Raw genomic sequence first — 21,983 nt, 5'->3', positions numbered from 1 at the left:
TGGAAATGTATGCGTTACGGCCGGCTGGACGCTATGGCGTATTGCTAAAGGGGGGTTTAGTTTGCGTAAAGGCTGGCGCCGGGCCAGCGACCCGACTCAACCAGCTGACGCATGACTTTCGCCAGTATTACGCGGGCCGCAAGGCCTGCCGGAGTCAGTTCATCATCGGAAAGGCTGACGAGAAAATTAGGTCGACTGAGTATCGGATTGTCGACGCCGATCACTCTCAGGGACTCGCTGTCGAGATGGGAAATTGCCGCCCCCGGCTGCAAAGTGGCGCCGAGCCCGTCGCGGACGGCGCGCATCAGCAGGGCCAGGCCGTCGATTTCAGCCACCACATCGACGCTCAGGGCATGCTCCTGGCAGATCGCCTCCAGCCTGCCGCGCAGTCCATGCCCCAGGCTTGGCATTATCAGCGGGATAGCGGCCAGCTGGCCAGGCGAGATGCTCGCTTCGGGAAGGGGGGACAGCACGTCATGGGTGCCAATCAGAAACAGACGCTCTTCGAGAATAGGCCTGGCGCTCCAGCGCAGGAGCTTCTCCTTCTGGAACACGATAGCTAAATCAAGCTGGCGGGTGTTGATCATGCGTTCAAGGTTACCGGAGAGGCTCTCGACTAAATGCAGGCGGACGTCGGCATAGCTTTCGCGCATCGCGTGAATAAAAGGCACCCCGAGAACGGAGGCGGTGCTGGGGGCCATACCGACGCTGACGTGGCCGGAAAGGCGCGCCTCGCGCGCGGCGAGCACCGCATCATCGGCGTGACGCAGCGCGAGCTGCGCCTGGGAGTAGAAGGCGAGGCCGGCGCTGGTCGGCATTACGCCGCGAGACGTCCGCTGCAGCAGACGGATGGCGAGTTCGTTCTCCAGGCGCGCCATCTGTTGGCTAAGCGCGGAGACGCCGATATCCAGGTCAAGCGCGGCGCGGCCCATACTGCCGGTTTCAATAATGCGCACAAAATAGCGTAGCTGGCGAAGCTCCATGTCGACTCTCCGTACACGTCAGGATGCACTGACAGTAAACGTATTGCAGCGCGAGAGAAAGAGGCGGCAGATTCCGGGCAAAAAAAAGCCAACCTTCAGGTTGGCTTTTGGCTGTATACGATGCGGTGATTATTTCTCTGCCGCGTCGTGGGCATGTTCATCTTCGCGGCAGTCGCCTTCTGCGCAGTGGCCGTACAGGTACAGGCTGTGGTTAGTCAGGCGAATACCGTGCCTTGCGGCAATTTCACGCTGGCGCGCTTCGATGGAATCATCGCTAAATTCGATCACTTTGCCGCAGTCGAGGCAAATCAGGTGATCGTGATGATGCTGCTGCGTCAGTTCAAAAACGGATTTACCGCCTTCGAAATTATGACGGGTGACGATGCCGGCGTCGTCGAACTGGTTCAGTACGCGGTAGACGGTAGCCAGGCCAATCTCTTCACCCATATCAATCAGGCGTTTGTATAAGTCTTCCGCACTGACATGATGGTTATCCGGTCCTTGCAGCACTTCCAGGATTTTTAATCTCGGAAGCGTCACTTTCAGGCCAGCTTTCTTTAATGCGGTATTGTTGTCAGTCATGCGGAATCTGTCCTGTTGCTAAACGATCTACTTCCATCAGCGGAAGTAATACAGAGAATCACCCGATGTAATGCGTCTCATTATAGAACTGCCATGGTGAAATGAAAACTGCAAGCATCGGGCCTTGTATGCTGTCAAAAACGAGGCACTCGCTACAAAGTGCTTCACGCGACCCCGTTAAATCAGAGGACATTGTACAGATATGTGATTAAAAGTTAAAAACTTGTAGCTATAACTTTGATTGCTTTTATCTATCAATTCGGCGAAACCTGAGGATTACGCCGTTCAGACTCAGGCATTCTTGATTTCTTCGAGGTGCAGCTCTTCAGAAATCTGTTTTACCCATTTTTCCACGCGTTCGTTAGTCAGCTCAGGCTGACGGTCTTCGTCAATGGCCAGGCCAACAAAGTGATCGTCATCGGCCAGGCCTTTAGAGGCTTCAAAATGGTAGCCGGCGGTCGGCCAATGGCCAACGATAGTTGCGCCGCGCGGTTCGATGATATCGCGGATAGTCCCCAGCGCATCACAGAAGTATTCAGCATAGTCCTCCTGATCGCCACAGCCAAACAGAGCCACCAGTTTGCCATTGAAATCGATCTCTTCCAGCGTCGGGAAAAAATCGTCCCAGTCGCACTGGGCTTCGCCGTAGTACCAGGTGGGAATGCCGAGCAGCAGGATATCGTGAGCTTCCAGATCCTCTTTGCTGCTTTTGGCAATGTCGTGAACATCAGCAACGTCTTTACCAAGCTGCTTTTGGATCATTTTTGCAATATTTTCGGTGTTGCCGGTGTCGCTGCCAAAAAAGATGCCGATGATTGCCATGAGTAAAATAACCTCTTGAAACTTAATGATGTGGTAGTGGCGTAATGCCCGCAGATAGGGGCAATGATAGCAGAACTGAGAAGGGCGCGGAAACAGCAATCACGCCCAACTGCACACTCTGCTACACGAAAGCTTATTTTTTGAGGGTTTTAGGCTTTATCCTGGCCGCGCAGGGCTGCCAGCTGGTTCATCAGCATCTCTTCGATGAGATCGCTGCGGTTCATGTTACGGGCTTCGGCCAGCTCATTAAGCGCATCGACAGCATCGGCATTGAGCTTTAGCTCCACGCGCTTCAGACCGCGACTCTTATCGCGTTTAAGCTGATTGCGTTTGTTGATGCGCAGCTGTTCATCGCGCGAAAGCGGATTCGTTTTCGGTCTACCCGGCCGACGCTCAGTTGCGAACAAATCTAATGTCGTACGGTCCGTTTGTTCTTTTGCCATGATTCAGAGTGACTTCGGGGGAAACAAGCTATCGGGCATAGCCGACGCAGACAGCGCGCCATAATACATCAGGCGACGGGCTGCGCCAACGGCCGCGGGCATTAAGCCGCGCGGTCGAGTATATTTTAGGCAGTTACGCGGCGATAGAGGTCAAATAACGACGGATCGCGCGGATAACGGCCTCCGGTTTTTCTGCATGCACCCAGTGCCCGGCGCCGGCGATAACGTGCGCGCGCGCCTGGGGAAACTGAGCTAATAAAGTCTCGCGGTAGGCATCGGTGACGTAGGGGGAGTTGCCGCCCGGGATAAACAGCGCCGGATGCGGCCAGGGCGGAACGGTTTGCCAGCCGACGATATTATCGTACTGCTCCCACAGCACCGGTACGTTAAACCGCCACTGGCCGTCCACGAAAGATTTTAACAGAAACTGAATCACGCCCTCTTCGTTAAGGTGCTGGCGCATGACCGTCGCCGCCTGCTGACGCGTAGCGGCCCCCGCGTCGGTGACGGCATTGATGGCGGCGAAGATTTCATCATGGCGGCGGACGTGATAATCCACCGGGGCGATATCAATGGCGACCAGGCCCGCGATGCGCTCCGGGGCCAGCGCGCTCAGCGCCATCACCGCTTTACCGCCCATTGAGTGACCAATAAAGGTGGCTTTCTCAATCTGTGATTCATTGAGAATATCAAGCAGATCCTGGGCCATCGCGGGATAGGTCATGTCAGGCGAGCGTGGCGAAAGGCCGTGGTTTCGCATGTCGACCTGGATAATATCGCGATCGAGAACCAGATCGCGGGCGAGGATCCCAAGATTATCCAGGCTGCCAAAAAGGCCGTGGACCAGGACGATAGGGGGATTATTGTGCGGATTCTGTGCAGATTGCGCTCGGCTATTTAATTTCATGGCAAAGTTCTTTTTTTCGCTCCGTCGGGTTAGGGTATTATGTTGGACATTCTGCCATCCGGCTGCAAGACCCGGAAGATATCCGAGTTTTACCGCCATCCTGGTTTGACGCTATCCGCGGTTGGGATTTGTCCCTATAATCCCGACAACTTGTATTCAGAAAAAGATATCGCACTGGATTAAGATGAAAACAATTGAAGTTGATGATGAACTCTATAGCTATATTGCCAGCCACACCAAGCATATTGGCGAGAGCGCATCCGACATTTTACGGCGCATGTTGAAGTTTTCCGCCGTTTCCCAGCCTGTCGCACCGGTAGCGAAAGCCGCTCCGGCCCCTGCGCCAACGCCTGTCGTTGAAGTGAAACCCGCCAATCCTCTGAAAGATAAAGTTCGCGCTATGCGTGAGCTGCTGTTATCTGATGAGTACGCTGAACAAAAGCGCGCGGTAAACCGTTTCATGCTGGTTCTGACCACCCTCTACGCCTTAGACAGCAAAGCGTTTGCCGAGGCGACCGAGTCCCTGCACGGGCGCACCCGCGTTTATTTCGCTGAGGATGAACGCACGCTGCAGAAAAACGGTAATCAGACGAAACCTAAGCAGGTACCGGGAACGCCGTGGTGGGTCATTACAAATACCAATACCGGTCGCAAATGCAGCATGATCGAACATATCATGCAGTCAATGCAGTTCCCTGCGGAATTGATCGAAAAGGTTTGCGGTACGATCTAGTTAGTTAACTTTGCACCAGAAGGATCAGGCAATGGCAATCGATAAGCGCGCGGGTCAACCTGCGCAACAGAGTGATTTGATTAACGTCGCCCAACTGACTGCCCAGTACTATGTGCTGAAGCCGGAAGTTGGCAACGCGGAACATGCAGTGAAGTTTGGCACCTCCGGTCACCGCGGCAGCGCGGCGCGCCACAACTTCAACGAGCAGCATATTCTGGCGATTGCTCAGGCAATTGCTGAAGATCGCGCGAAGAACGGGATCACCGGCCCATGCTATGTTGGTAAGGACACACACGCACTCTCCGAACCGGCTTTCATTTCCGTACTGGAAGTGCTGGCGGCGAACGGCGTTGACGTCATCGTTCAGGAAAACAACGGCTTCACCCCGACGCCGGCGATTTCCAATGCGATTCTGGTGCACAACAAGAAGGGCGGCCCGCTGGCTGACGGTATTGTTATCACGCCGTCCCACAACCCGCCGGAAGACGGTGGTATCAAGTACAACCCGCCTAACGGCGGCCCGGCGGATACCAACGTGACTAAGGTGGTAGAGAATCGCGCCAACGAACTGCTGGCTGCCGGTCTGCAGGGCGTGAAGCGTATTTCTCTTGATGCGGCGCTGGCCTCCGGCCACGTCACAGAGCAGGATCTGGTGCAGCCGTTTATTGAAGGGCTGGCGGATATCGTCGATATGGCGGCGATCCAGAAAGCCGGACTGACGCTGGGCGTCGATCCGCTGGGCGGCTCCGGTATCGAATACTGGAAGCGTATCGCTGAGCATTACAATCTCAACCTGACCATCGTTAACGACCACGTCGATCAGACCTTCCGCTTTATGCACCTCGATAAAGACGGCGCAATCCGCATGGACTGCTCCTCCGAGTGCGCGATGGCGGGCCTGCTGGCGCTGCGCGACAAGTTTGACCTGGCCTTCGCCAATGACCCGGATTACGACCGTCACGGTATCGTCACGCCGGCCGGGTTAATGAACCCGAACCACTACCTGGCGGTGGCGATTAACTACCTGTTCCAGCATCGCCCGCAGTGGGGCAAAGATGTGGCTGTCGGTAAAACCCTGGTCTCCTCGGCGATGATTGACCGCGTAGTCAACGATCTGGGGCGCAAACTGGTGGAAGTACCGGTTGGCTTTAAGTGGTTCGTTGACGGCCTGTTTGACGGCAGCTTCGGCTTCGGCGGCGAAGAGAGCGCGGGGGCGTCGTTCCTGCGCTTTGACGGCACGCCGTGGTCGACCGACAAAGACGGCATCATCATGTGCCTGCTGGCGGCGGAAATCACCGCAGTCACCGGCAAAAACCCGCAGCAGCACTACGACGAGCTGGCAGAGCGCTTTGGTGCGCCAAGCTACAACCGTCTGCAGGCTTCCGCGACGTCTGCCCAGAAAGCGGCGCTGTCTAAGCTCTCCCCGGAAATGGTGAGCGCCAGCACCCTGGCAGGCGATCCGATTACCGCGCGTCTGACCGCGGCGCCGGGCAACGGGGCGGCGATTGGCGGTCTGAAGGTGATGACCGACAACGGCTGGTTCGCCGCGCGTCCGTCAGGTACCGAAGATGCCTATAAAATCTACTGCGAAAGCTTCCTCGGCGCTGAACATCGTCAGCAGATTGAGAAAGAAGCGGTAGAGATTGTCAGCGAAGTGTTGAAAAACGCGTAATTGACCGCACGATAAACAGGCCCTTTTCAGGGCCTGTTTTTTTCGCAGGGATAGCGATGAATCGGGAACGAAAAAACGTTTTTTGGTTTTGGGGTGGGATGGATCTCTTTTATCTCTTGCAGTTTATTGGCTGGAACATCTACCACCGGCGAGTACCGCTTTACGACGATATCCTCTCATTTTTACCGCTGCTGCAAACCTGGGGCTCCGCGGCCGCCTGGCTGTTTACCCTTCATTTTATTCTGACTATCAGCATTCCCGCATCGATGATTCTCTTCTGGCGCCAGAGCCGCTATGCGCTGTGGCTGGCCTATGCGCAGACGCCGCTGCGTCTGGCCTTTATGCTCCCGTCGCTTTCGCTGGTGGTCTGGCTGGCGCAGGCGGTGGCGTTGAAAAGCGCGGCCTTCTTTATTGCTCTGCTGCTGGTCTCAGAGGCGGCAAAAGTCGTGACACTATGGCGATGCCGCAAGGTTTGACGTTATGTGTTATCCAGACGGCACAGGCCTGGCGGATATTACGCTGACTGAATCGGGCATAAACGGGTATTATTGCTTTGACCGGGTTTGCCCGTTTTAGCGAATATACGGCTAAAGCAAACGAACAATTACGGCTAATTCTGCGATTTTAATCACAAATTTATTTCATCCAAAATGAAAGTTGCCTGATATATATGATCAACTTCAAACTAAAAAAAGCTAAAAACTTGTTTTGATTTTGTATGATTTATGTCACTTACTGATATGGACGATTTTGTTATATTTATGTCATTAAATCCTGAATGCTTTCTTGAGAACGTCTATGTTACAAGTTAAACGTCATTCATTAATTGTGGAATATGTCGTAGAAAAAGGATGCGCCAGAGTTAATGAGCTCTCACAGATATTCGGTGTATCTCCAGAAACCATTCGCCGGGATTTAACCGCGCTGGCGAGAAATAAAAAAATAGTTCGCAGCTTTGGCGGTGCAATGATTTCTGAAAATAACGCATCATTTTTAGCTGCCGATACGCCGACAAATCACGGGAACTTTGTCGATAAAGCCGAGGCCTTTATTAAGCGCACCAAAGAGCAGCCGGAACGTAAGATGCGTATTGCTAAAGGCGCGCTGCAGTTTATTCATGAGCATGAGTGCATTATCATGGATAATAGCAGCTCCTGCTGGTTTTTAGCGCGCCAGCTGCCTGACATCGAGCTGACCGTGATTACCAATTCTTTGAATATTATTCAAACCTTAGCCTGTCGTAAGAAAATAAGAATAGTCAGCGTTGGGGGGGAATATTCTGAGCGCCACGGTGATTTTCACGGTCCGGTCGCCGAGTTCATTATCAACAACTTTAAGGTCAATAAGCTGTTTTTTTCTTGCCAGGGTCTCGACGCCGGGCTGGAAATAAAAGACAGCAATGAAGTCAACGTCCGGCTGAAGCAGGAGATGCTGAAAGTTGCCGATCAAAAAATCCTGATGGTCGATAGCAGTAAGTTTGAACGCTATTCACTCTATAAAATATGCGATCTGGCGGATATTGATGTGTTGATCACTAACGAATTACCAGCTGATACCTATCGCCAGCACCAGGTACATATTGTCGAGACTAAATAGCCGCTCTGCCAGATATTCTACCGGCATTATTATTGAATAGCCCTTGTGCCCGATGGAGGGGTATTGCGCCAGCAATACCATCCCTCTTCATTATTTATCCGAAAAAGAGGTTTACGATGGAACAATTACCTGAAGATATGAAAGCGGTTGTCTGCCATGGTCCCCAGGATTATCGCTTTGAGAAAATTCCCCGCCCGGTCGCCAAAGAAAAGGAAGTGGTCATTAAGGTTGACGGGTGTGGAATCTGCGCCGGCGACTGCAAGGCCCAGGACGGCGCGCCGATGTTCTGGGGCGATAATCCGTGGGTGAAAACGCCGGTGGTGCCCGGCCATGAGTTTTACGGTCGGGTTGCCGAATTAGGCCCGGGCTCCGCTGAAAAATATCAATTAAAAATTGGCGATCGCATCCTGGCTGAACAGATTGTCCCCTGCCATGAGTGCCGTTTCTGTAAAACCGGCAAATACTGGATGTGCGAAACCCATGATATTTACGGTTTCCAGAAGGATGTCGCCGATGGCGGTATGGCTGAATATATGCGTTTTTCCGAACGGGCGATTATTCACAAAATTCCTGAATCATTAAGTGAAGAAGATGCCGCGCTGATCGAACCTATGGCCTGCGCAATCCACACGGTACGCCGCGGTGATATCGAACTGGATGATGTGGTTGTTATCGCCGGCGCCGGGCCGCTGGGGCTGTGTATGGTGCAGGTCGCTCATCTGAAAACGCCGAAGAAACTGGTGGTCATCGACACGATGGACGACCGCCTGGCGCTGGCGAAAGCGTTTGGCGCCGACGTGGTCATCAATGCGGCGCAAGAGGACGCCATCGCTATCGTAAAATCCATGACCGATGGTTACGGCTGCGATGTGTATATCGAAGCGACGGGCGCCCCTATCGGCGTGACCCAGGGTCTGGAGATGATTCGTAAGCTGGGACGCTTCGTTGAGTTCAGCGTGTTTGGTAAAGAAACGACCGCCGACTGGTCGATTATTGGCGACCGTAAAGAGCTGGATATCCGCGGCGCGCATCTGGGGCCTTACAGCTATGAAATCGCCATCGATCTCTTTGCGCGCGGTCTGCTGACCGCCAAAGGCGTGGTGACGCATTTCTATTCTATTGATGAGTGGAAAGCCGCTTTTGAGATGGCTAAATCGCTCGATTCGATTAAGGTCGTCATTAAGCCATAAATTTTTTAACTAGTTAAGTTCGTCATTTTTAATTATTACGCAAATGACCGCTGATGGCTGTTCATTAAATACTGGATTTCAATCATGGGGATAACTGAGAACAATATCAGTGGCTTCTGGCTATCTGCCAGCGGCGTATTTATTGCTCAGTATATCAGGCAGCATCCGTACCATGAAAACGCTGATAAATAAATTTTATTTCTCAGCGCATTACTCAATAAGGAGATAGTGAATGCCTGTAAAATTTAAGACTAAAGCAATACTCTCAGGACTTCTTGCGATGAGCATGGTTGCCTGCGTTAATGCCAAACCTTTGACTATCGGTATGTCGTTCCAGGAATTGAATAACGAATATTTCGTCACCATGAAAGAGTCGCTTGAGCAGTCGGCAAAAGATATTAACGCCACCGTCTATACAGCGGATGCGGCGCATGATGTCTCCAAGCAGATTAGCGACGTTGAGGATATGCTGCAAAAGAAAATAGATATTTTGCTGATTAACCCGGCTGATAGCGTCGGTGCGGAAACCGCCGTGCTGGCCGCTAAAAAAGCCGGCGTGGTGGTGGTGGCGATAGATGCTCAGGCTAATGGCCCGATCGATTCTTTTGTCGGCTCAAAAAACTATGATGCGGGCTTTATTGCCGGGGAACACTTAGCCAAAGCGCTAGGTGATAAAGGCAACGTAGCGATTCTCGACGGGATTCCGGTGGTACCTATTCTGGAGCGCGTGCGCGGCTTTGAAGATGCGATGAAAAAGCATCCCAATATTAAAGTGATTACCAAACTGAATGGTAAACAAGAGCGCGATACCTCCATGAGCGTGACGGAAAATATGCTGCAATCCAACCCGACGCTCAACGGTATTTTTAGCGTGAATGATGTTGGCTCACTCGGCGCTCTGGCGGCGATTCAGGCATCAGGGCGCGATGTGAAGCTGGTGAGCGTTGATGGTTCTCCGGAAGCGGTCGCTGAAATTGCTAAAGGTAATACGCCGTTTATTGCCACCGCCGCTCAGTTCCCGCGCGATCAGCTGCGTATTGGTTTAGGCATTGCCCTGGCCAAACATTGGGGGGCGAATATTCCTAAAGAGATCCCTGTTGATGTGAAGCTTATCGATAAAACCAACGCCAAAGATTTCCACTGGTAATCGCATTATTACGCCATAGCGGCTCTCGCTTATTCAGGTGAGCCGTGCCGGATTCTTATTAAAGTATGGCTCGCTATTTTATCGAGCCATTATGGAGCGATGTTTATGCCCAGCTTACTGGAAGTCAAAAACGTCAGTAAAAGCTTCCCCGGGGTCAAGGCGCTGGATAATGTCAATATCACCCTAGGCCGAGGGGAGGTGCATGCTTTATTAGGTGAAAACGGCGCGGGTAAATCGACGTTAATGAAAATCCTTTGCGGGATATATCAACCTGACGCCGGTAATATTTTTATTGACGGTAAGCAGCAGCATTTTCATAACTATCGTGACGCGATTGCCTGCGGCGTAGGGATTATCTTTCAGGAGTTTTCTCTTATTCCCTATCTGAACGCTTATGAGAATATTTTCCTTAATCGCGAAAAGGTAAATCGTTTTGGCCTGCTAGATCGTAAAGCGATGCGCCGCGAGGCGTTACGCATTTTTAAAGATCTTGGCGTGACCCTCGATCCCGATGAGCAAATTTGCCATCTCAGCGTCGCCGAACAGCAGTTTGTGGAAATTGCCAAAGCGCTGTCGCTGGATGCGCGAATTCTCATTCTGGATGAACCCACCGCGACCTTAACCCCGAGCGAGGCGGAGCATCTTTTCCGCGTGATGCGCGATTTAAAGGCCAAAGGCGTCGGGATGTTCTTTATCTCACACCATCTTGAGGAGATATATGAGATCTGCGACAGCCTGAGCATTCTCCGCGACGGCAAATATATCGGGTCGGCAAAGGTCGACAATATCGATATCGCCGAGATGATCCAGATGATGGTCGGCCGTGAGGTGGAGAATATCTATCCCGAGCGGCGGACGCTGGCGCATGATGAGATACTGCTGGAGGCCGAAATTCAGCTTACCGAGAGTAGCCAGCTCAATCGACTGACGCTGCGCAAAGGGGAGATCCTGGGCCTCGCCGGGCTGGTGGGGTCGGGCCGTTCCGAAGCGATTCTGGCCCTGACCGGCGCGGATAAATGTTTCAAAAAACGCGTCCGTCTGGCCGGAAAAGAGGTGACGATAAATTCCACCGATCGGGCTCTGCGTCTGGGTATCGGCCTGTTGCCGGAAAGCCGCAAAACGCAGGGACTGGTGCTGCCTTTTTCGGTCAAAGATAATATCTGGCTTAACAAACACGCCTGCCAGTTCTCGCTTATCCGCGATAACGAAGAGCGCCTGACCGCCGAGCGTTTAATTAATCACGTTGGCGTGAAAACGCCGGATGCCGGGACCGCGGTGGGGACGTTGAGCGGCGGTAACCAGCAGAAAGTCGTTATTTCCCGTTGGTTAAATCATGATGTCAATATTCTTATTTTTGACGAACCGACTCGCGGTATTGATGTCGGAGCGAAATCAGAAATCTATCAGATTATGCGCGACCTCACCGCCCAGGGTATTTCAATAATTATGATTTCATCTGAGCTACCAGAGGTGATTGGCGTTAGCGACCGGGTAATGGTTTTTCGCGACGGTAATATTGTTGCCGAACTCGAGAACGACCAAATCAATTCCACTGTGATTATGCTGCACGCTGCCGGTAATATTATTTAGGGAGTATTAAATGAGTAATGAAAACGTGTCATTAGCGCCCGCCGCATCTCCTGATAAAAATAAAAAGATGCTCCATGGTTTATTAAAAATGCCCGCGTTCCTGCCGTTTGTTGGTCTGGTACTCCTGTTCTCCTGTATGGCTATTTTTAATGACTACTTTTTAACGGTCGATAACTTATCGACCGTCGCTCGTCAGGTCTCGATTAATGCCATCATTGCCATCGGGATGACCTTTGCCATTCTGACCGGCGGGATCGACCTCTCCGTCGGCGCGGTCATGGCCCTGGCCGGTACCCTGATGGCGGGATTAATGAAGTACTATGGTTTAGATCCGTGGTTAGCCATTCTTATCGGCCTGTGCTCCGGCGTCGCCTTTGGCGCGCTGAACGGCTTTTTAACCGCCTACGGTAAAATGCCGCCGATTATCGTGACCCTCGGGGCAATGATTATTGCGAAGGGGTTGGCGCTGATCTATACCGGCGGCTACCCCATCTCCGGCTTACCGGATTCATTCGCTTTTTGGGGCCGTGAATATCTGTTCGGTATTCAGGTGCCTATTATTCTGATGGTGGTTTTATATCTCATCTTTTATATCGTCCTGAATCATATGCCGTTTGGTCGCTATGTTTATTCCCTCGGTGGCAATGAAGAAGCGGCGCGCCTGAGCGGTCTGCGGGTGAAATATTATAAATTGCTGGTTTACGTGATCAGCGGTTTTACCGCCAGTTTTGCCGGTCTTATTTTCACCTCGCGGGTGATGAGCGGCCAGCCGAATGCCGGCGTCGGATTTGAACTGGATGCCATTGCCGCCGTGGTGCTCGGCGGGGCATCCATTGCCGGCGGCCGCGGAATGATTATCGGCACCCTGATTGGCGCCATGATGCTCGGCGTACTGAATAATGGTTTAAACCTTCTGGGGATCTCTCCTTACGTTCAGTACGTGGTGAAAGGGCTTATTATTTGGGGCGCCACCTTTATTAGCTCAGCCAGACGTTAACTTATTTTAAATATGAGGCGAAGGGATATGAATTTTATCGGGGTTGATATCGGTGGTACGGTCACCAAAGCCGGTATATATAATGAGTTAGGGCAAGAGATTCACGTGGCGTCGCAATATGCGCAGGTATTATCCGAACAGCCGGGCTTTACCGAGCGGAACATGCATGAGCTATGGGACACCGTTTGCAGCGTGATAAAAAAAGCGCTGTATGAAAGCCAGGTGCCGCCGCTAAGCATCGGCGGGATCGGTTTCTCCTCGCACGGCAAAGGGCTCTACGCGATTGATAAAAAAGGCGAACCGGTGCGCAACGGGATTATCTCATCCGATACCCGGGCGCTGGCGTTTGTTAAAAAATGGTATCGCGAAGGTATAGACAAGCTGGCATACCCAAAAGGATTGCAGCAGCTGTGGACCGGACATCCGGTGTCGCTACTGGCGTGGCTGAAAGCGCATGAACCGGCCAATTACGACAGGATCGACGCCGTTTTAATGGTGCACGACTACGTTCGTTTCCGCCTGACCGGCGAGGCGACGGCGGAGATCACCAATATTTCCGGCAGCAATTTTTATAACCAGTTTACCTCCCGCTATGACCGCGACATGATGGCGCTGTTTGGCATTGAGGAAGTGGCGGATAAAACCGCGCTGGTGGTGAACTCGACGGACTGCGTGGGCCACATTACCCTGCAGGCCTCGCTGGATTGCGGTTTGTGCCCGGGGACGCCGGTTTTCGGCGGCTTTTTCGACGTGGTGGCCTCCGCCGTCTCCTCGGGCATTGACCGGGCGGATACCCTGAGCGCGGTGGCCGGCACCTGGAGTATCGCCACCTCGGTGACGGATAGCATTATTGCCAGCGACTTTCCCTACATCTGGGGGAAATACTGCATTCCGGGCAAATACTTCGTTCACGAGGGCAGCCCCACTTCGGCGAGCAATCTCTCCTGGTTTGTGAAGCAGTTTTTCCCTGACGATGACCGCTGCTACGACCATTTCGAAAGCTGGATCGCGCAAGATACCGACAGCAACCTCATTTTTTTACCCTATTTGTTCGGTTCCAATCTGGCGATGGATCTGCCCGGCGCGCTGGTGGGCCTCGCGGGGCATCATACGAAAAAGGATATTATTGCGGCTATCTATCGCGGGATCGTTTTTTCTCACCTGGTGCATCAGGACCGCATTATTGAACTCAATCGGGATATTCAAAAAATTCGCTTTACCGGCGGGCCGAGCCAGTCGAGAGGCTGGACGCAGATGTACGCCGATGCGGCCAATCTTCCGCTGGAAGTGGTGGATATCGAACAGGCCGGCTGTCGAGCCGCCGCGCTGTGCGCCGCGGCCGGCAGCGGCGCCTACGCTAACTTCAGCGAAGCGATTGCCGCCACGCAGCCCGAGGTGGTCTGCTATCAACCCGACAGCAATCGGCATCAGCAGCTGCGTGAAGGCTACGCCCGTTACTTAGCGGTCGCGCAAAGCCTCTCCAGGGCGACGGGAGCGGCGCAATGAAACCCAGACTTGGCATCTACGAAAAAGCGCTCCCCGCGGCGCTGGACTGGCCGAAACGCTTTGAAATGGCGGCGGGCCTGGCGTTTGATTTTATTGAAATCTCCGTTGACGAAAGCCCCGAGCGCCAGGCCAGGCTGCGTTGGAACCGGGGGCAGCGGCTGGCGTTCGTGGCCGACAAAATTAACAGCGGCATTGATGTGCCGAGCATGTGCCTCTCCGCGCACCGCAGCCATCCCTTTGGTAGCGTCAATTGCGATACCCGGCTTAAGGCGCGGGAACTGATGCTTGATGCGCTGGATTTTGCCAGCCACGTCGGCATTCGCAACATCCAGCTGGCAGGCTATGACGTCTATTACGAATCCTCTTCGGCGCAGACCCGGGAATACTTTATCGAGGGCATCAACTGGGCGGTGGCCGAAGCGGCGAAAGCGCAGGTGATGCTGTCGATGGAGATTATGGATACCGCCTTTATGAGCAATATCTCCCGCTGGCTGGATCTCGAACGGAAGGTTTGCAGTCCGTGGTTTTGCGTCTACCCGGACGTTGGCAACTTAAGCGCCTGGCAAAACGACGTTCCCGAAGAGCTGAGGAAGGGCATTCATAAAATCACCGCCATTCATTTGAAGGATACCCAGCCCGTTTCCCACGCTTCGCTGGGGCAGTTCCGCGATGTGCCATTCGGGACCGGCTGCGTCGATTTTACCGAGATATTTCGTACGCTCTCGGCGCTGAACTATCGCGGCGCCTGGCTGATTGAGATGTGGGCCAAAAATGACGGGCGGGACAGCGAGAGAATCGCCGACGCTAAAGCGTGGCTAACGGATAAATACCAGCAGGCGTTTCTCCCGCCTCAGTATGAAGGCATTGTGAATTCAGGAGTGAAGTATGTTGGATAACCTCAAGCAGGCGGTTCTTGACGCCAATCTGGCGCTGCCGAAATTTCATCTTGTGACCTTTACCTGGGGCAACGTCAGCGGTATCGATCGCGAGGCCGGGCTGGTGGTAATCAAACCCTCCGGCGTGGAATACGCCGTGATGACGGCCGAGGATATGGTGGTGGTGGAGCTGGCGACCGGCAGGGTGGTGGAGGGGCGCTATAAGCCCTCGTCGGATACGCCGACCCATCTGGAGCTGTATAAGGCGTTTAGCGGCGTGGGCGGAATTGTGCATACCCATTCGCGCCACGCGACGATTTGGGCGCAGTCGGGCAGGCCGCTGCTGGCGATGGGCACCACCCACGCCGACTATTTTTATGGGCCGATCCCCTGTACCCGCCCGCTCAGCGATGATGAAATCCGCGGTGATTATGAAACCAATACCGGTCACGTGATTATTGAAACGCTGGGCGCGCAGCATACCGATCCGCTCAGCGTGCCCGCCGCGCTGGTCCACGGCCACGGCCCGTTTGCATGGGGAAAAGATCCGGCGAACGCGGTGCATAATGCGGTGGTGCTGGAGGAGATTGCCTATATGAATATGTGGACCCGTCAGCTGAGCATTGACGAACAGCCGGTCTCTGCGACGCTGCTGGATAAACACTATTTGCGTAAACACGGGGCAGGGGCCTACTACGGACAATAATCGCCTGCCTTCCCCGGATTGCGGCGTAAACGCCTTATCCGGGCTACCGGCCCGCAGTCGACGGTGAACACGTAGCCCGGTCAGCGCAGCGCCACCGGGATGAAACAGCGTTGATTTATGAGGCCCGGCACATTTCCCGGAGGCGGCGCTTGACGCGCCTGTCCGGGCTACCGCCTGGCAGACGATGGCGGTAGTCCGGCTAAGCGAAGCGCGAGCCGGGGACAACGGCTAGGGCATAAACCGATAGCCGATCCCCGTTTCGGTCAGCAAATGCTGCGGACGCGCCGGATCGGCCTCCAGCTTTTGCCGCAGGTGCCCCATATAAATGCGCAGATAGTGGCTGTGCTCCACCGCATTCGGCCCCCAGACCTGATTGAGCAGCTGCCGCTGGGTCAGCACCTTGCCGGGATTATTGAGCAGTACCGCCAGCAGGCGAAATTCAATCGGCGTCAGGTGGATCTCCTGCTCGCCGCGTACGATGCGGCGGGCGGGGATATCAACGTCAATATCGGCAAAACGCACCCGCGGTTCGTCGGCCTGGGCGCCGGCATGACGGCGCATCGCCACCCTCAGCCGCGCCTGCAGCTCGCCAATACCAAAGGGTTTACTGAGATAGTCATCGGCACCGGCGTCAAGCGCGGCGATTTTGTCCTGCTCCTCGGTGCGCGCCGACAGCACGATAATCGGCATCTGGCTCCACTGGCGAACCTCGCGAATAAACGCGTTGCCGTCACCATCGGGTAGTCCAAGATCGAGAATCGTTAAATCCGGCTTGCGGGTCGCGGCTTCGATCAGCCCGCGCTGCAGGGTCTCCGCTTCAAATACGCGCATGCCGTCGGCTTCCAGCGCGGTGCGCAGAAAGCGGCGGATAGCATTTTCGTCTTCAACGATCAGAACGTTAATCACATTTCCTCGGCTAACTCTTCCAGTTCAGGGGGCGTTTCCCTCGGCAGTGTAACACGGAAGCAGGCGCCGCCCTGCGGGCGCGTCGCGGCGCTAATGGTCCCGCCGTGCACCTCAACGATCGCCTGGCAAATGGCCAGCCCCAGCCCGACGCCGGGGATCGCCGACTCTTTATTGCCGCGAGCGAATTTATCAAAGATAGCCTGTTCTTGCCCGGCGGGAATACCCGGTCCGTTATCCCATACCTCAAGCACTAAAGTGTGCGGATCGACGTCCGCGGTAATGCCGATTTGCGCCTGTGCTCCCGCGTATTTCACCGCATTTTCCAGAAGATTGATCAGTACCCGCTCAAAAAGAGGACCGTCGACGTGAACCAGCAGCAGCGGGTCCGGCAGCGCAAGCTGAATATGCCGCCCGCCGAGCCCCGGCTCCAGCATACGCAGCGCGCTGCCGACGACCTCTTCCAGGGTTAGCCACTCTTTATGCAAATTAAAGCCGCCGGACTGGATCCGCGCCATATCCAGCAGATTATTCACCAGGCGGGTGGTATTGAGCACGTGCTGGCGTATCTCGTTGGCCTGCGGCGCGTGCTTCGATCCTTCGCTGGCGAGATCGAGCGTCAGGATCTCCGCCTGGCCAAATAGCACCGTAAGCGGAGTCCGTAGATCGTGGGACAGCGCCGCCAGCAGCGAGTTGCGCAGGCTTTCCCGTTCGCTGTTCAGCCGGGCCTGCTCTTCGCTGGCGGTGAGCGCCAGCCGTTCCAGCGCGCTGGCGACCAGCAGGGTGAAGGTTTCCAGCAGGCGCTGCTGTTCGGGGATCATCAGCTGGCGCAGGTTGGCCGGCTCCACCACCAGCAGCCCCCAGGTGCGGGCGGCGCTTTTCAGCGGCAGGATCTGGTAGGGCACTCCGGGAAGCGTATCGGTGCCCGCACCGGCGGGCTGGCCTTTATCAAAGCTCCAGCGGGCAATCGCGTCATCCCAGGTGATTGCCGCCGCGGGCTGCGTCAGCGGCGTGAGTCTTAATGTTTCATCGGGCAGCAGCAGCTGGCTGCGCGCCTGAAACGTTGAGGCGATAAACCGCTCGCTGGTGGCGGCGATATCTTCACGGCTGCGGCCCACCGCCAGCGCTTTTGACATTTCGTACAGATGCCGGGTGCGCTGTTCGCGGTAGCGCGCCACCCGCGCCTGGTAGCGTACGCCGGCGGTGAGGTTGCCGATAAGCAGCCCGACGGTTAGCATCACGCCAAAGGTCAGCAGATACTGCACGTCAGAAACCGCCAGCGTGCCGCGCGGCGCGACAAAAAACAGGTCGAAGCTGACCACGTTAATCACCGTCGCCAGTACCGATGGCCAGCGGCCGTACAGGAGGGCGATAATTACCACGCCGAGCAGGTACAGCATCACCAGGTTGGCGGCCTCAAAGGCCATCAGCCACTGCATGGCGACGACGGTAATAACCGCGCACAGGGCGATGGCGACGACGCACCCCTGGAGCTGCAAACGCCATTTTTCCATCGCCGTCCGGCTATCGCTGGCGCGCGCCGGCAGGGAGGCGGCCTTCTCATCCAGCGCGATCACCACCAGGTCGAGATCCGGCGCGTGACGGGCCAGGCGATCGGCGAAGCCGCTGCGATCCCACCAGCGCCTTTTCTGCTGGCGGCCAATCACTATCTTGCCTAGATTATGTTCGCGGGCGTAGTGGAGAACGGCCTTCTCTTCAGAAGGATCGGCGAGGGTGGCGGTTTCCGCGCCCAGCTCCTGCGCCAGCCTGAGCGCGGCGAGAATCGCCCGCCGTTTCGCCTCCGGCAGGCGGTGCAGAGAGGGGGTTTCAACATACACCGCATGCCAGACGCTCCCCAGCCGGGCCGCCAGCCGGGCGGCGGCGCGGACCAGCTTTTCGCTGCCGGTGTTATGGCCGATGCACAGCAAAATGGCGTCGCGGGTATGCCAGACTTTTTCCTGGCCCTGACGGTCGCGCCAGGCGCGCATCTGCTCATCGACCCGATCGGCGGTACGGCGCAGCGCCAGCTCGCGCAGGGCGATGAGGTTGCCCTTGCGAAAGAAGTTCTCGATGGCCCGCTCGGCCTGGCCGCCGATATAGACTTTTCCCTCATTGAGCCGCTGACGCAGATCGTCGGGGGGCAGGTCCACCAGCACCACATCGTCGGCGGCGTCGAAAAACGGATCCGGGACGGTTTCGCGAACCTGCACGCCGGTGATGCCGCTGACGACATCGTTCAGGCTCTCGAGGTGCTGGACGTTAACGGTGGTAAATACGTCAATGCCGGCTTCCAGCAGCTCTTCGACGTCCTGCCAGCGTTTAGGATGACGCGAGCCGGGCGCGTTGCTGTGCGCCAGCTCATCGACCAGAATCAGCGCCGGGCGACGGGCCAGCGCGCCGTCAAGATCAAACTCCTTTACGTAGCGCCCGCGGTGGGAAAGGCGGCGCTGGGGCAGGGTACTGAGCCCCTCAAGCATTGCGGCCGTCTCTTTGCGTCCGTGGGTTTCCGCCACGCCAATCAGAATATCCAGCCCCTGGGCGCGCAGCCGCTGCGCTTCCGCCAGCATCGCCCAGGTTTTACCGACCCCGGCGCAGGCGCCAAAAAATATCTTTAGCTTACCGCGATGCGGGGCGGCGGCGTGTTGCAGCAGGCGGTCAGGGTCCGGACGCAGCGGCTCGTCACTCATTTTTACTTATCCTTCAGGGCATCCAGCGACATATTCAGCTGCAGTATATTTACCACAGGTTGGCCGAGAAAACTGAGCAACGGTTTTTGCGTTGCCTCGTTCACCAGCTGCGTGACCTGCTCCACGCTAAGCTGGCGCGCTTTGGCGACGCGCGGCGCCTGCCACAGAGCGGCGGCAGGCGTCAGACTGTAATCCAGTCCGCTCGCCGAGGCGGCCACCAGCTCCACCGGAACCGTTGCGCTGGCGTCCGGATTGGCGGCGCGCAGGGCCTGCACCCGTTCGCTGATGGCTTTGTCCAGCGCTGGATTGCTGGCGGCGAGGTTGCTGCCGCCGGACGCCAGCGGGTTATCCGGCATCTCCGCCGTCGCGGAAGGGCGGCCCTGGAAGTAGCCCGGCGCGGTAAAGTTCTGCCCGATAAGGCGGGAACCGCGCACTTCGCCGTCAATCCGCACCAGCGAGCCGTTGGCCTGCTGCGGGAACCACCACTGTCCCAGCGCGGTGGTTAACAGCGGATAGACGCCGCCGGTGAGCAGCGTTAACAGAATAAACAGCACAACAGCAGGACGAATGAATGACATGGTTTTTTCCTCACAGCAGCCCGGTCAGGGTCAATAACAGGTCGATCGCTTTGATACCGATAAAGGGCACCAGCAGTCCGCCCAGGCCGTAGACCCAAAGGTTGCGGCGCAGCATCGCCGAGGCCGTCAGCGGCTTATAGCTCACGCCCTTCAGCGCCAGCGGGATCAGGAAGATGATAATCAGCGCATTAAAAATCACCGCGCTCAGGATCGCCGAAGAAGGCGAGTGCAGATGCATCACGTTAAGCATCGCCAGCGGCGGATAGACGGCGGCAAAGGCGGCCGGAATGATGGCGAAATACTTCGCCACGTCGTTGGCGATACTGAAAGTGGTTAACGAACCGCGGGTCATCAGCATCTGTTTACCGATATGTACGACCTCGATCAGTTTGGTGGGGTTAGAGTCGAGATCCACCATATTGCCCGCCTCTTTCGCCGCCTGGGTACCGGAGTTCATCGCAACCGCCACGTCGGCCTGCGCCAGCGCCGGGGCGTCGTTGGTGCCGTCGCCGGTCATCGCCACCAGCCGTCCTTCCGCTTGATACTGGCGGATCAACGCCAGCTTGGCCTCCGGCGTCGCTTCGGCGAGAAAGTCGTCCACGCCTGCTTCCGCGGCAATAGCGGCGGCGGTCAGGCGGTTATCGCCGGTGATCATCACCGTCTTAATCCCCATTTTACGCAGCTGGGCAAAACGCTCTTTGATGCCGCCTTTGACGATATCTTTCAGCGAGATAATCCCCAACACGCGTTCGCCTTCGGCGACCACCAGCGGCGTGGCGCCAAGTCGCGCCACGTCTTCAACCTGTTTATCGACGTCGGCCGGGAAGTGGCCGCCGTTGGCCTCAACGTGGCGGCGAATGGCATCCACGGAACCTTTGCGGATCATCCGCTGGTCGATGTTGATGCCGCTCATCCGGGTCTGGGCGGTAAACGGCACGAAGGTGGCATGCAGCGATTGCAGATCGCGCTCGCGCAGATTAAAGCGCTGTTTTGCCAGCACCACGATGCTGCGGCCTTCCGGCGTTTCGTCGGCCAGCGACGACAGCTGGGCGGCATCGGCAAGGGTTTTCTCTTCCACGCCCTGCGCAGGCAGGAATGCCGAAGCCTGGCGGTTGCCGAGGGTAATGGTGCCGGTTTTGTCCAGCAGCAGGACGTCGACGTCGCCCGCCGCTTCAACCGCGCGGCCGCTGGTGGCGATCACGTTCGCGCCGAGCATGCGGCTCATCCCGGCGACGCCGATGGCCGACAGCAGGCCGCCGATGGTGGTGGGGATCAGGCACACCAGCAGCGCCACCAGCACCGTGACGCTGACCGCGTTACCGCTCCAGGCGGAGAAGGGCCAGATGGTGGCGGTGGCCAGCAGGAACACCAGGGTCAGGGCGATAAGCAGGATAGTCAGCGCGATTTCGTTCGGCGTCTTGCGGCGCTGGGCGCCTTCAACCATGGCGATCATCCGGTCAAGGAAGGTTTCGCCGGGGTTGACGCTGCAGCGGATCACCAGCCAGTCGGAGAGAATACGCGTCCCGCCGGTCACCGAGGCGAAGTCGCCGCCGGACTCGCGGATAACCGGCGCGGATTCACCGGTAATGGCGCTCTCATCCACCGACGCGCCGCCTTCGATAACTTCGCCATCGCAGGGAATAATATCCCCCGCTTCGACCAGCACCACGTCGCCTTTACGCAGCTCTTCGGCGGGGACGTGGTCAATTTGCGCATCGTGCTGCGGCGCGCGCAGCTTACGGGCAAAGGCGGTCTTTTTGACCCCTTTGAGGCTGTTAGCCTGCGCTTTACTGCGGCCTTCCGCCATCGCTTCGGCGAAGTTGGCGAACAGGACGGTGAACCACAGCCAGAGACTAACGGCGGCGGTAAATCCGGCGCTGCCGGCGATCTGCCCGCTTGCCATGGCAAGAGCCAGCAGGGTGGTGAGCAGACTGCCAATCCAGACGATAAACATCACCGGGTTACGCCACTGTACGGCAGGGCTCAGTTTTTTCACGGCGTCCAGCAGGGCCTGACGCACCAGCGTCGGCTCCAGCAGGGCTAATGATTTGCGACTCATAACAGGT

General features: G+C 56.1%; 20 protein-coding genes. 11 read left to right on the top strand and 9 right to left on the bottom strand.

Annotation, left to right across the window (positions count from 1 at the left end; all coding sequences use genetic code 11):
* Positions 1-56 precede the first annotated feature (56 nt).
* The 5 genes from tcuR to ybfF all read right to left on the bottom strand — a co-directional run bounded on the left by tcuR (position 57) and on the right by ybfF (position 3,737).
* Complete coding sequence (gene tcuR, locus ABLU96_RS13765) at positions 57-983, bottom strand: tricarballylate utilization LysR family transcriptional regulator TcuR (RefSeq protein ID WP_064404747.1); 927 nt, start codon at positions 981-983, stop codon at positions 57-59.
* Positions 984-1,112: 129 nt separating this feature from the next.
* Positions 1,113-1,565 (bottom strand): ferric iron uptake transcriptional regulator, encoded by a 453-nt coding sequence (gene fur, locus ABLU96_RS13760; RefSeq protein WP_004130476.1) that lies wholly within the window; start codon positions 1,563-1,565, stop codon positions 1,113-1,115.
* Between the two features lie 291 nt (positions 1,566-1,856).
* Positions 1,857-2,387: a flavodoxin FldA gene (fldA, locus tag ABLU96_RS13755; RefSeq protein ID WP_004100234.1), complete on the bottom strand. Its 531-nt coding sequence runs from the start codon at positions 2,385-2,387 to the stop codon at positions 1,857-1,859.
* Positions 2,388-2,536: 149 nt separating this feature from the next.
* Positions 2,537-2,830 (bottom strand): LexA regulated protein, encoded by a 294-nt coding sequence (ybfE, locus tag ABLU96_RS13750; RefSeq protein ID WP_004848855.1) that lies wholly within the window; start codon positions 2,828-2,830, stop codon positions 2,537-2,539.
* Between the two features lie 133 nt (positions 2,831-2,963).
* Positions 2,964-3,737 (bottom strand): esterase, encoded by a 774-nt coding sequence (gene ybfF / locus ABLU96_RS13745; protein ID WP_014837821.1) that lies wholly within the window; start codon positions 3,735-3,737, stop codon positions 2,964-2,966.
* A gap of 184 nt (positions 3,738-3,921) precedes the next feature.
* On the opposite strand from ybfF, the gene seqA reads away from it, so the two are divergent.
* The 11 genes from seqA to araD all read left to right on the top strand — a co-directional run bounded on the left by seqA (position 3,922) and on the right by araD (position 15,749).
* Positions 3,922-4,470: a replication initiation negative regulator SeqA gene (gene seqA, locus ABLU96_RS13740; RefSeq protein WP_004848859.1), complete on the top strand. Its 549-nt coding sequence runs from the start codon at positions 3,922-3,924 to the stop codon at positions 4,468-4,470.
* A gap of 31 nt (positions 4,471-4,501) precedes the next feature.
* Positions 4,502-6,142, top strand: coding sequence for a phosphoglucomutase (alpha-D-glucose-1,6-bisphosphate-dependent) (gene pgm, locus ABLU96_RS13735; RefSeq protein ID WP_014228422.1), 1,641 nt, complete (start codon positions 4,502-4,504; stop codon positions 6,140-6,142).
* 56 nt (positions 6,143-6,198) lie between these two features.
* Positions 6,199-6,618, top strand: coding sequence for an arginine:ornithine antiporter (locus tag ABLU96_RS13730; protein ID WP_233933101.1), 420 nt, complete (start codon positions 6,199-6,201; stop codon positions 6,616-6,618).
* 322 nt (positions 6,619-6,940) lie between these two features.
* On the top strand, positions 6,941-7,738 hold the full coding sequence (locus tag ABLU96_RS13725) for a DeoR/GlpR family DNA-binding transcription regulator (RefSeq protein WP_004848865.1): 798 nt from the start codon (positions 6,941-6,943) through the stop codon (positions 7,736-7,738).
* Between the two features lie 116 nt (positions 7,739-7,854).
* Positions 7,855-8,928, top strand: a complete 1,074-nt coding sequence (locus ABLU96_RS13720; RefSeq protein WP_004848867.1) for an erythritol/L-threitol dehydrogenase — start codon at positions 7,855-7,857, stop codon at positions 8,926-8,928.
* Positions 8,929-9,208: 280 nt separating this feature from the next.
* A complete protein-coding gene (locus ABLU96_RS13715) occupies positions 9,209-10,075 on the top strand; it encodes an ABC transporter substrate-binding protein (RefSeq protein WP_014228426.1) in 867 nt (288 codons plus the stop codon).
* Positions 10,076-10,180: 105 nt separating this feature from the next.
* A complete protein-coding gene (locus tag ABLU96_RS13710) occupies positions 10,181-11,665 on the top strand; it encodes a sugar ABC transporter ATP-binding protein (RefSeq protein ID WP_064407337.1) in 1,485 nt (494 codons plus the stop codon).
* 67 nt (positions 11,666-11,732) lie between these two features.
* Complete coding sequence (locus ABLU96_RS13705; protein ID WP_046878552.1) at positions 11,733-12,662, top strand: ABC transporter permease; 930 nt, start codon at positions 11,733-11,735, stop codon at positions 12,660-12,662.
* A gap of 27 nt (positions 12,663-12,689) precedes the next feature.
* Positions 12,690-14,168, top strand: coding sequence for an FGGY-family carbohydrate kinase (locus ABLU96_RS13700; protein WP_064404745.1), 1,479 nt, complete (start codon positions 12,690-12,692; stop codon positions 14,166-14,168).
* Positions 14,165-15,064 (top strand): L-ribulose-5-phosphate 3-epimerase, encoded by a 900-nt coding sequence (locus ABLU96_RS13695; protein WP_064404743.1) that lies wholly within the window; start codon positions 14,165-14,167, stop codon positions 15,062-15,064. Before ABLU96_RS13700 ends, ABLU96_RS13695 begins: the two co-directional genes overlap by 4 nt.
* Positions 15,054-15,749, top strand: coding sequence for an L-ribulose-5-phosphate 4-epimerase (gene araD / locus ABLU96_RS13690; protein ID WP_025106380.1), 696 nt, complete (start codon positions 15,054-15,056; stop codon positions 15,747-15,749). Before ABLU96_RS13695 ends, araD begins: the two co-directional genes overlap by 11 nt.
* A 228-nt stretch (positions 15,750-15,977) precedes the next feature.
* Here the strand turns inward: araD and kdpE are convergent, their stop codons facing one another.
* From kdpE to kdpB, 4 genes are read right to left on the bottom strand one after another with little or no spacing between them, the layout of a single operon-like run.
* Positions 15,978-16,655: a two-component system response regulator KdpE gene (kdpE, locus tag ABLU96_RS13685; protein WP_004848880.1), complete on the bottom strand. Its 678-nt coding sequence runs from the start codon at positions 16,653-16,655 to the stop codon at positions 15,978-15,980.
* Entirely contained in the window at positions 16,652-19,339 is a 2,688-nt protein-coding gene (gene kdpD / locus ABLU96_RS13680; protein WP_064404741.1) for a two-component system sensor histidine kinase KdpD, read from the bottom strand. The genes kdpE and kdpD overlap by 4 nt, the downstream gene beginning before the upstream one ends.
* Positions 19,340-19,341: 2 nt before the next feature.
* Positions 19,342-19,917, bottom strand: a complete 576-nt coding sequence (gene kdpC / locus ABLU96_RS13675) for a potassium-transporting ATPase subunit KdpC (protein WP_064404739.1) — start codon at positions 19,915-19,917, stop codon at positions 19,342-19,344.
* 10 nt (positions 19,918-19,927) lie between these two features.
* On the bottom strand, positions 19,928-21,976 hold the full coding sequence (kdpB, locus tag ABLU96_RS13670; protein WP_004848888.1) for a potassium-transporting ATPase subunit KdpB: 2,049 nt from the start codon (positions 21,974-21,976) through the stop codon (positions 19,928-19,930).
* Positions 21,977-21,983: the final 7 nt, after the last annotated feature.

Source organism: Klebsiella sp. CN_Kp106 (assembly GCF_040064575.1).
In the GTDB taxonomy this organism is placed as follows: domain Bacteria; phylum Pseudomonadota; class Gammaproteobacteria; order Enterobacterales; family Enterobacteriaceae; genus Klebsiella; species Klebsiella michiganensis.
This window is presented reverse-complemented; position numbering and strand designations above follow the sequence as displayed.

What these genes read in the sequence shown, in the direction of transcription:
- ybfF (WP_014837821.1), bottom strand. Translation starts at nt 3,737, where the DNA reads ATGAAATTAAATAGCCGAGCGCAATCTGCACAGAATCCGCACAATAAT.
- fur (WP_004130476.1), bottom strand. Translation starts at nt 1,565, where the DNA reads ATGACTGACAACAATACCGCATTAAAGAAAGCTGGCCTGAAAGTGACG.
- ABLU96_RS13720 (WP_004848867.1), top strand. Translation starts at nt 7,855, where the DNA reads ATGGAACAATTACCTGAAGATATGAAAGCGGTTGTCTGCCATGGTCCC.
- ybfE (WP_004848855.1), bottom strand. Translation starts at nt 2,830, where the DNA reads ATGGCAAAAGAACAAACGGACCGTACGACATTAGATTTGTTCGCAACT.
- ABLU96_RS13710 (WP_064407337.1), top strand. Translation starts at nt 10,181, where the DNA reads ATGCCCAGCTTACTGGAAGTCAAAAACGTCAGTAAAAGCTTCCCCGGG.
- pgm (WP_014228422.1), top strand. Translation starts at nt 4,502, where the DNA reads ATGGCAATCGATAAGCGCGCGGGTCAACCTGCGCAACAGAGTGATTTG.
- kdpC (WP_064404739.1), bottom strand. Translation starts at nt 19,917, where the DNA reads ATGTCATTCATTCGTCCTGCTGTTGTGCTGTTTATTCTGTTAACGCTG.
- kdpD (WP_064404741.1), bottom strand. Translation starts at nt 19,339, where the DNA reads ATGAGTGACGAGCCGCTGCGTCCGGACCCTGACCGCCTGCTGCAACAC.
- ABLU96_RS13725 (WP_004848865.1), top strand. Translation starts at nt 6,941, where the DNA reads ATGTTACAAGTTAAACGTCATTCATTAATTGTGGAATATGTCGTAGAA.
- tcuR (WP_064404747.1), bottom strand. Translation starts at nt 983, where the DNA reads ATGGAGCTTCGCCAGCTACGCTATTTTGTGCGCATTATTGAAACCGGC.
- kdpB (WP_004848888.1), bottom strand. Translation starts at nt 21,976, where the DNA reads ATGAGTCGCAAATCATTAGCCCTGCTGGAGCCGACGCTGGTGCGTCAG.
- araD (WP_025106380.1), top strand. Translation starts at nt 15,054, where the DNA reads ATGTTGGATAACCTCAAGCAGGCGGTTCTTGACGCCAATCTGGCGCTG.
- ABLU96_RS13715 (WP_014228426.1), top strand. Translation starts at nt 9,209, where the DNA reads ATGAGCATGGTTGCCTGCGTTAATGCCAAACCTTTGACTATCGGTATG.
- seqA (WP_004848859.1), top strand. Translation starts at nt 3,922, where the DNA reads ATGAAAACAATTGAAGTTGATGATGAACTCTATAGCTATATTGCCAGC.
- fldA (WP_004100234.1), bottom strand. Translation starts at nt 2,387, where the DNA reads ATGGCAATCATCGGCATCTTTTTTGGCAGCGACACCGGCAACACCGAA.
- ABLU96_RS13705 (WP_046878552.1), top strand. Translation starts at nt 11,733, where the DNA reads ATGCTCCATGGTTTATTAAAAATGCCCGCGTTCCTGCCGTTTGTTGGT.
- ABLU96_RS13695 (WP_064404743.1), top strand. Translation starts at nt 14,165, where the DNA reads ATGAAACCCAGACTTGGCATCTACGAAAAAGCGCTCCCCGCGGCGCTG.
- ABLU96_RS13700 (WP_064404745.1), top strand. Translation starts at nt 12,690, where the DNA reads ATGAATTTTATCGGGGTTGATATCGGTGGTACGGTCACCAAAGCCGGT.
- ABLU96_RS13730 (WP_233933101.1), top strand. Translation starts at nt 6,199, where the DNA reads ATGAATCGGGAACGAAAAAACGTTTTTTGGTTTTGGGGTGGGATGGAT.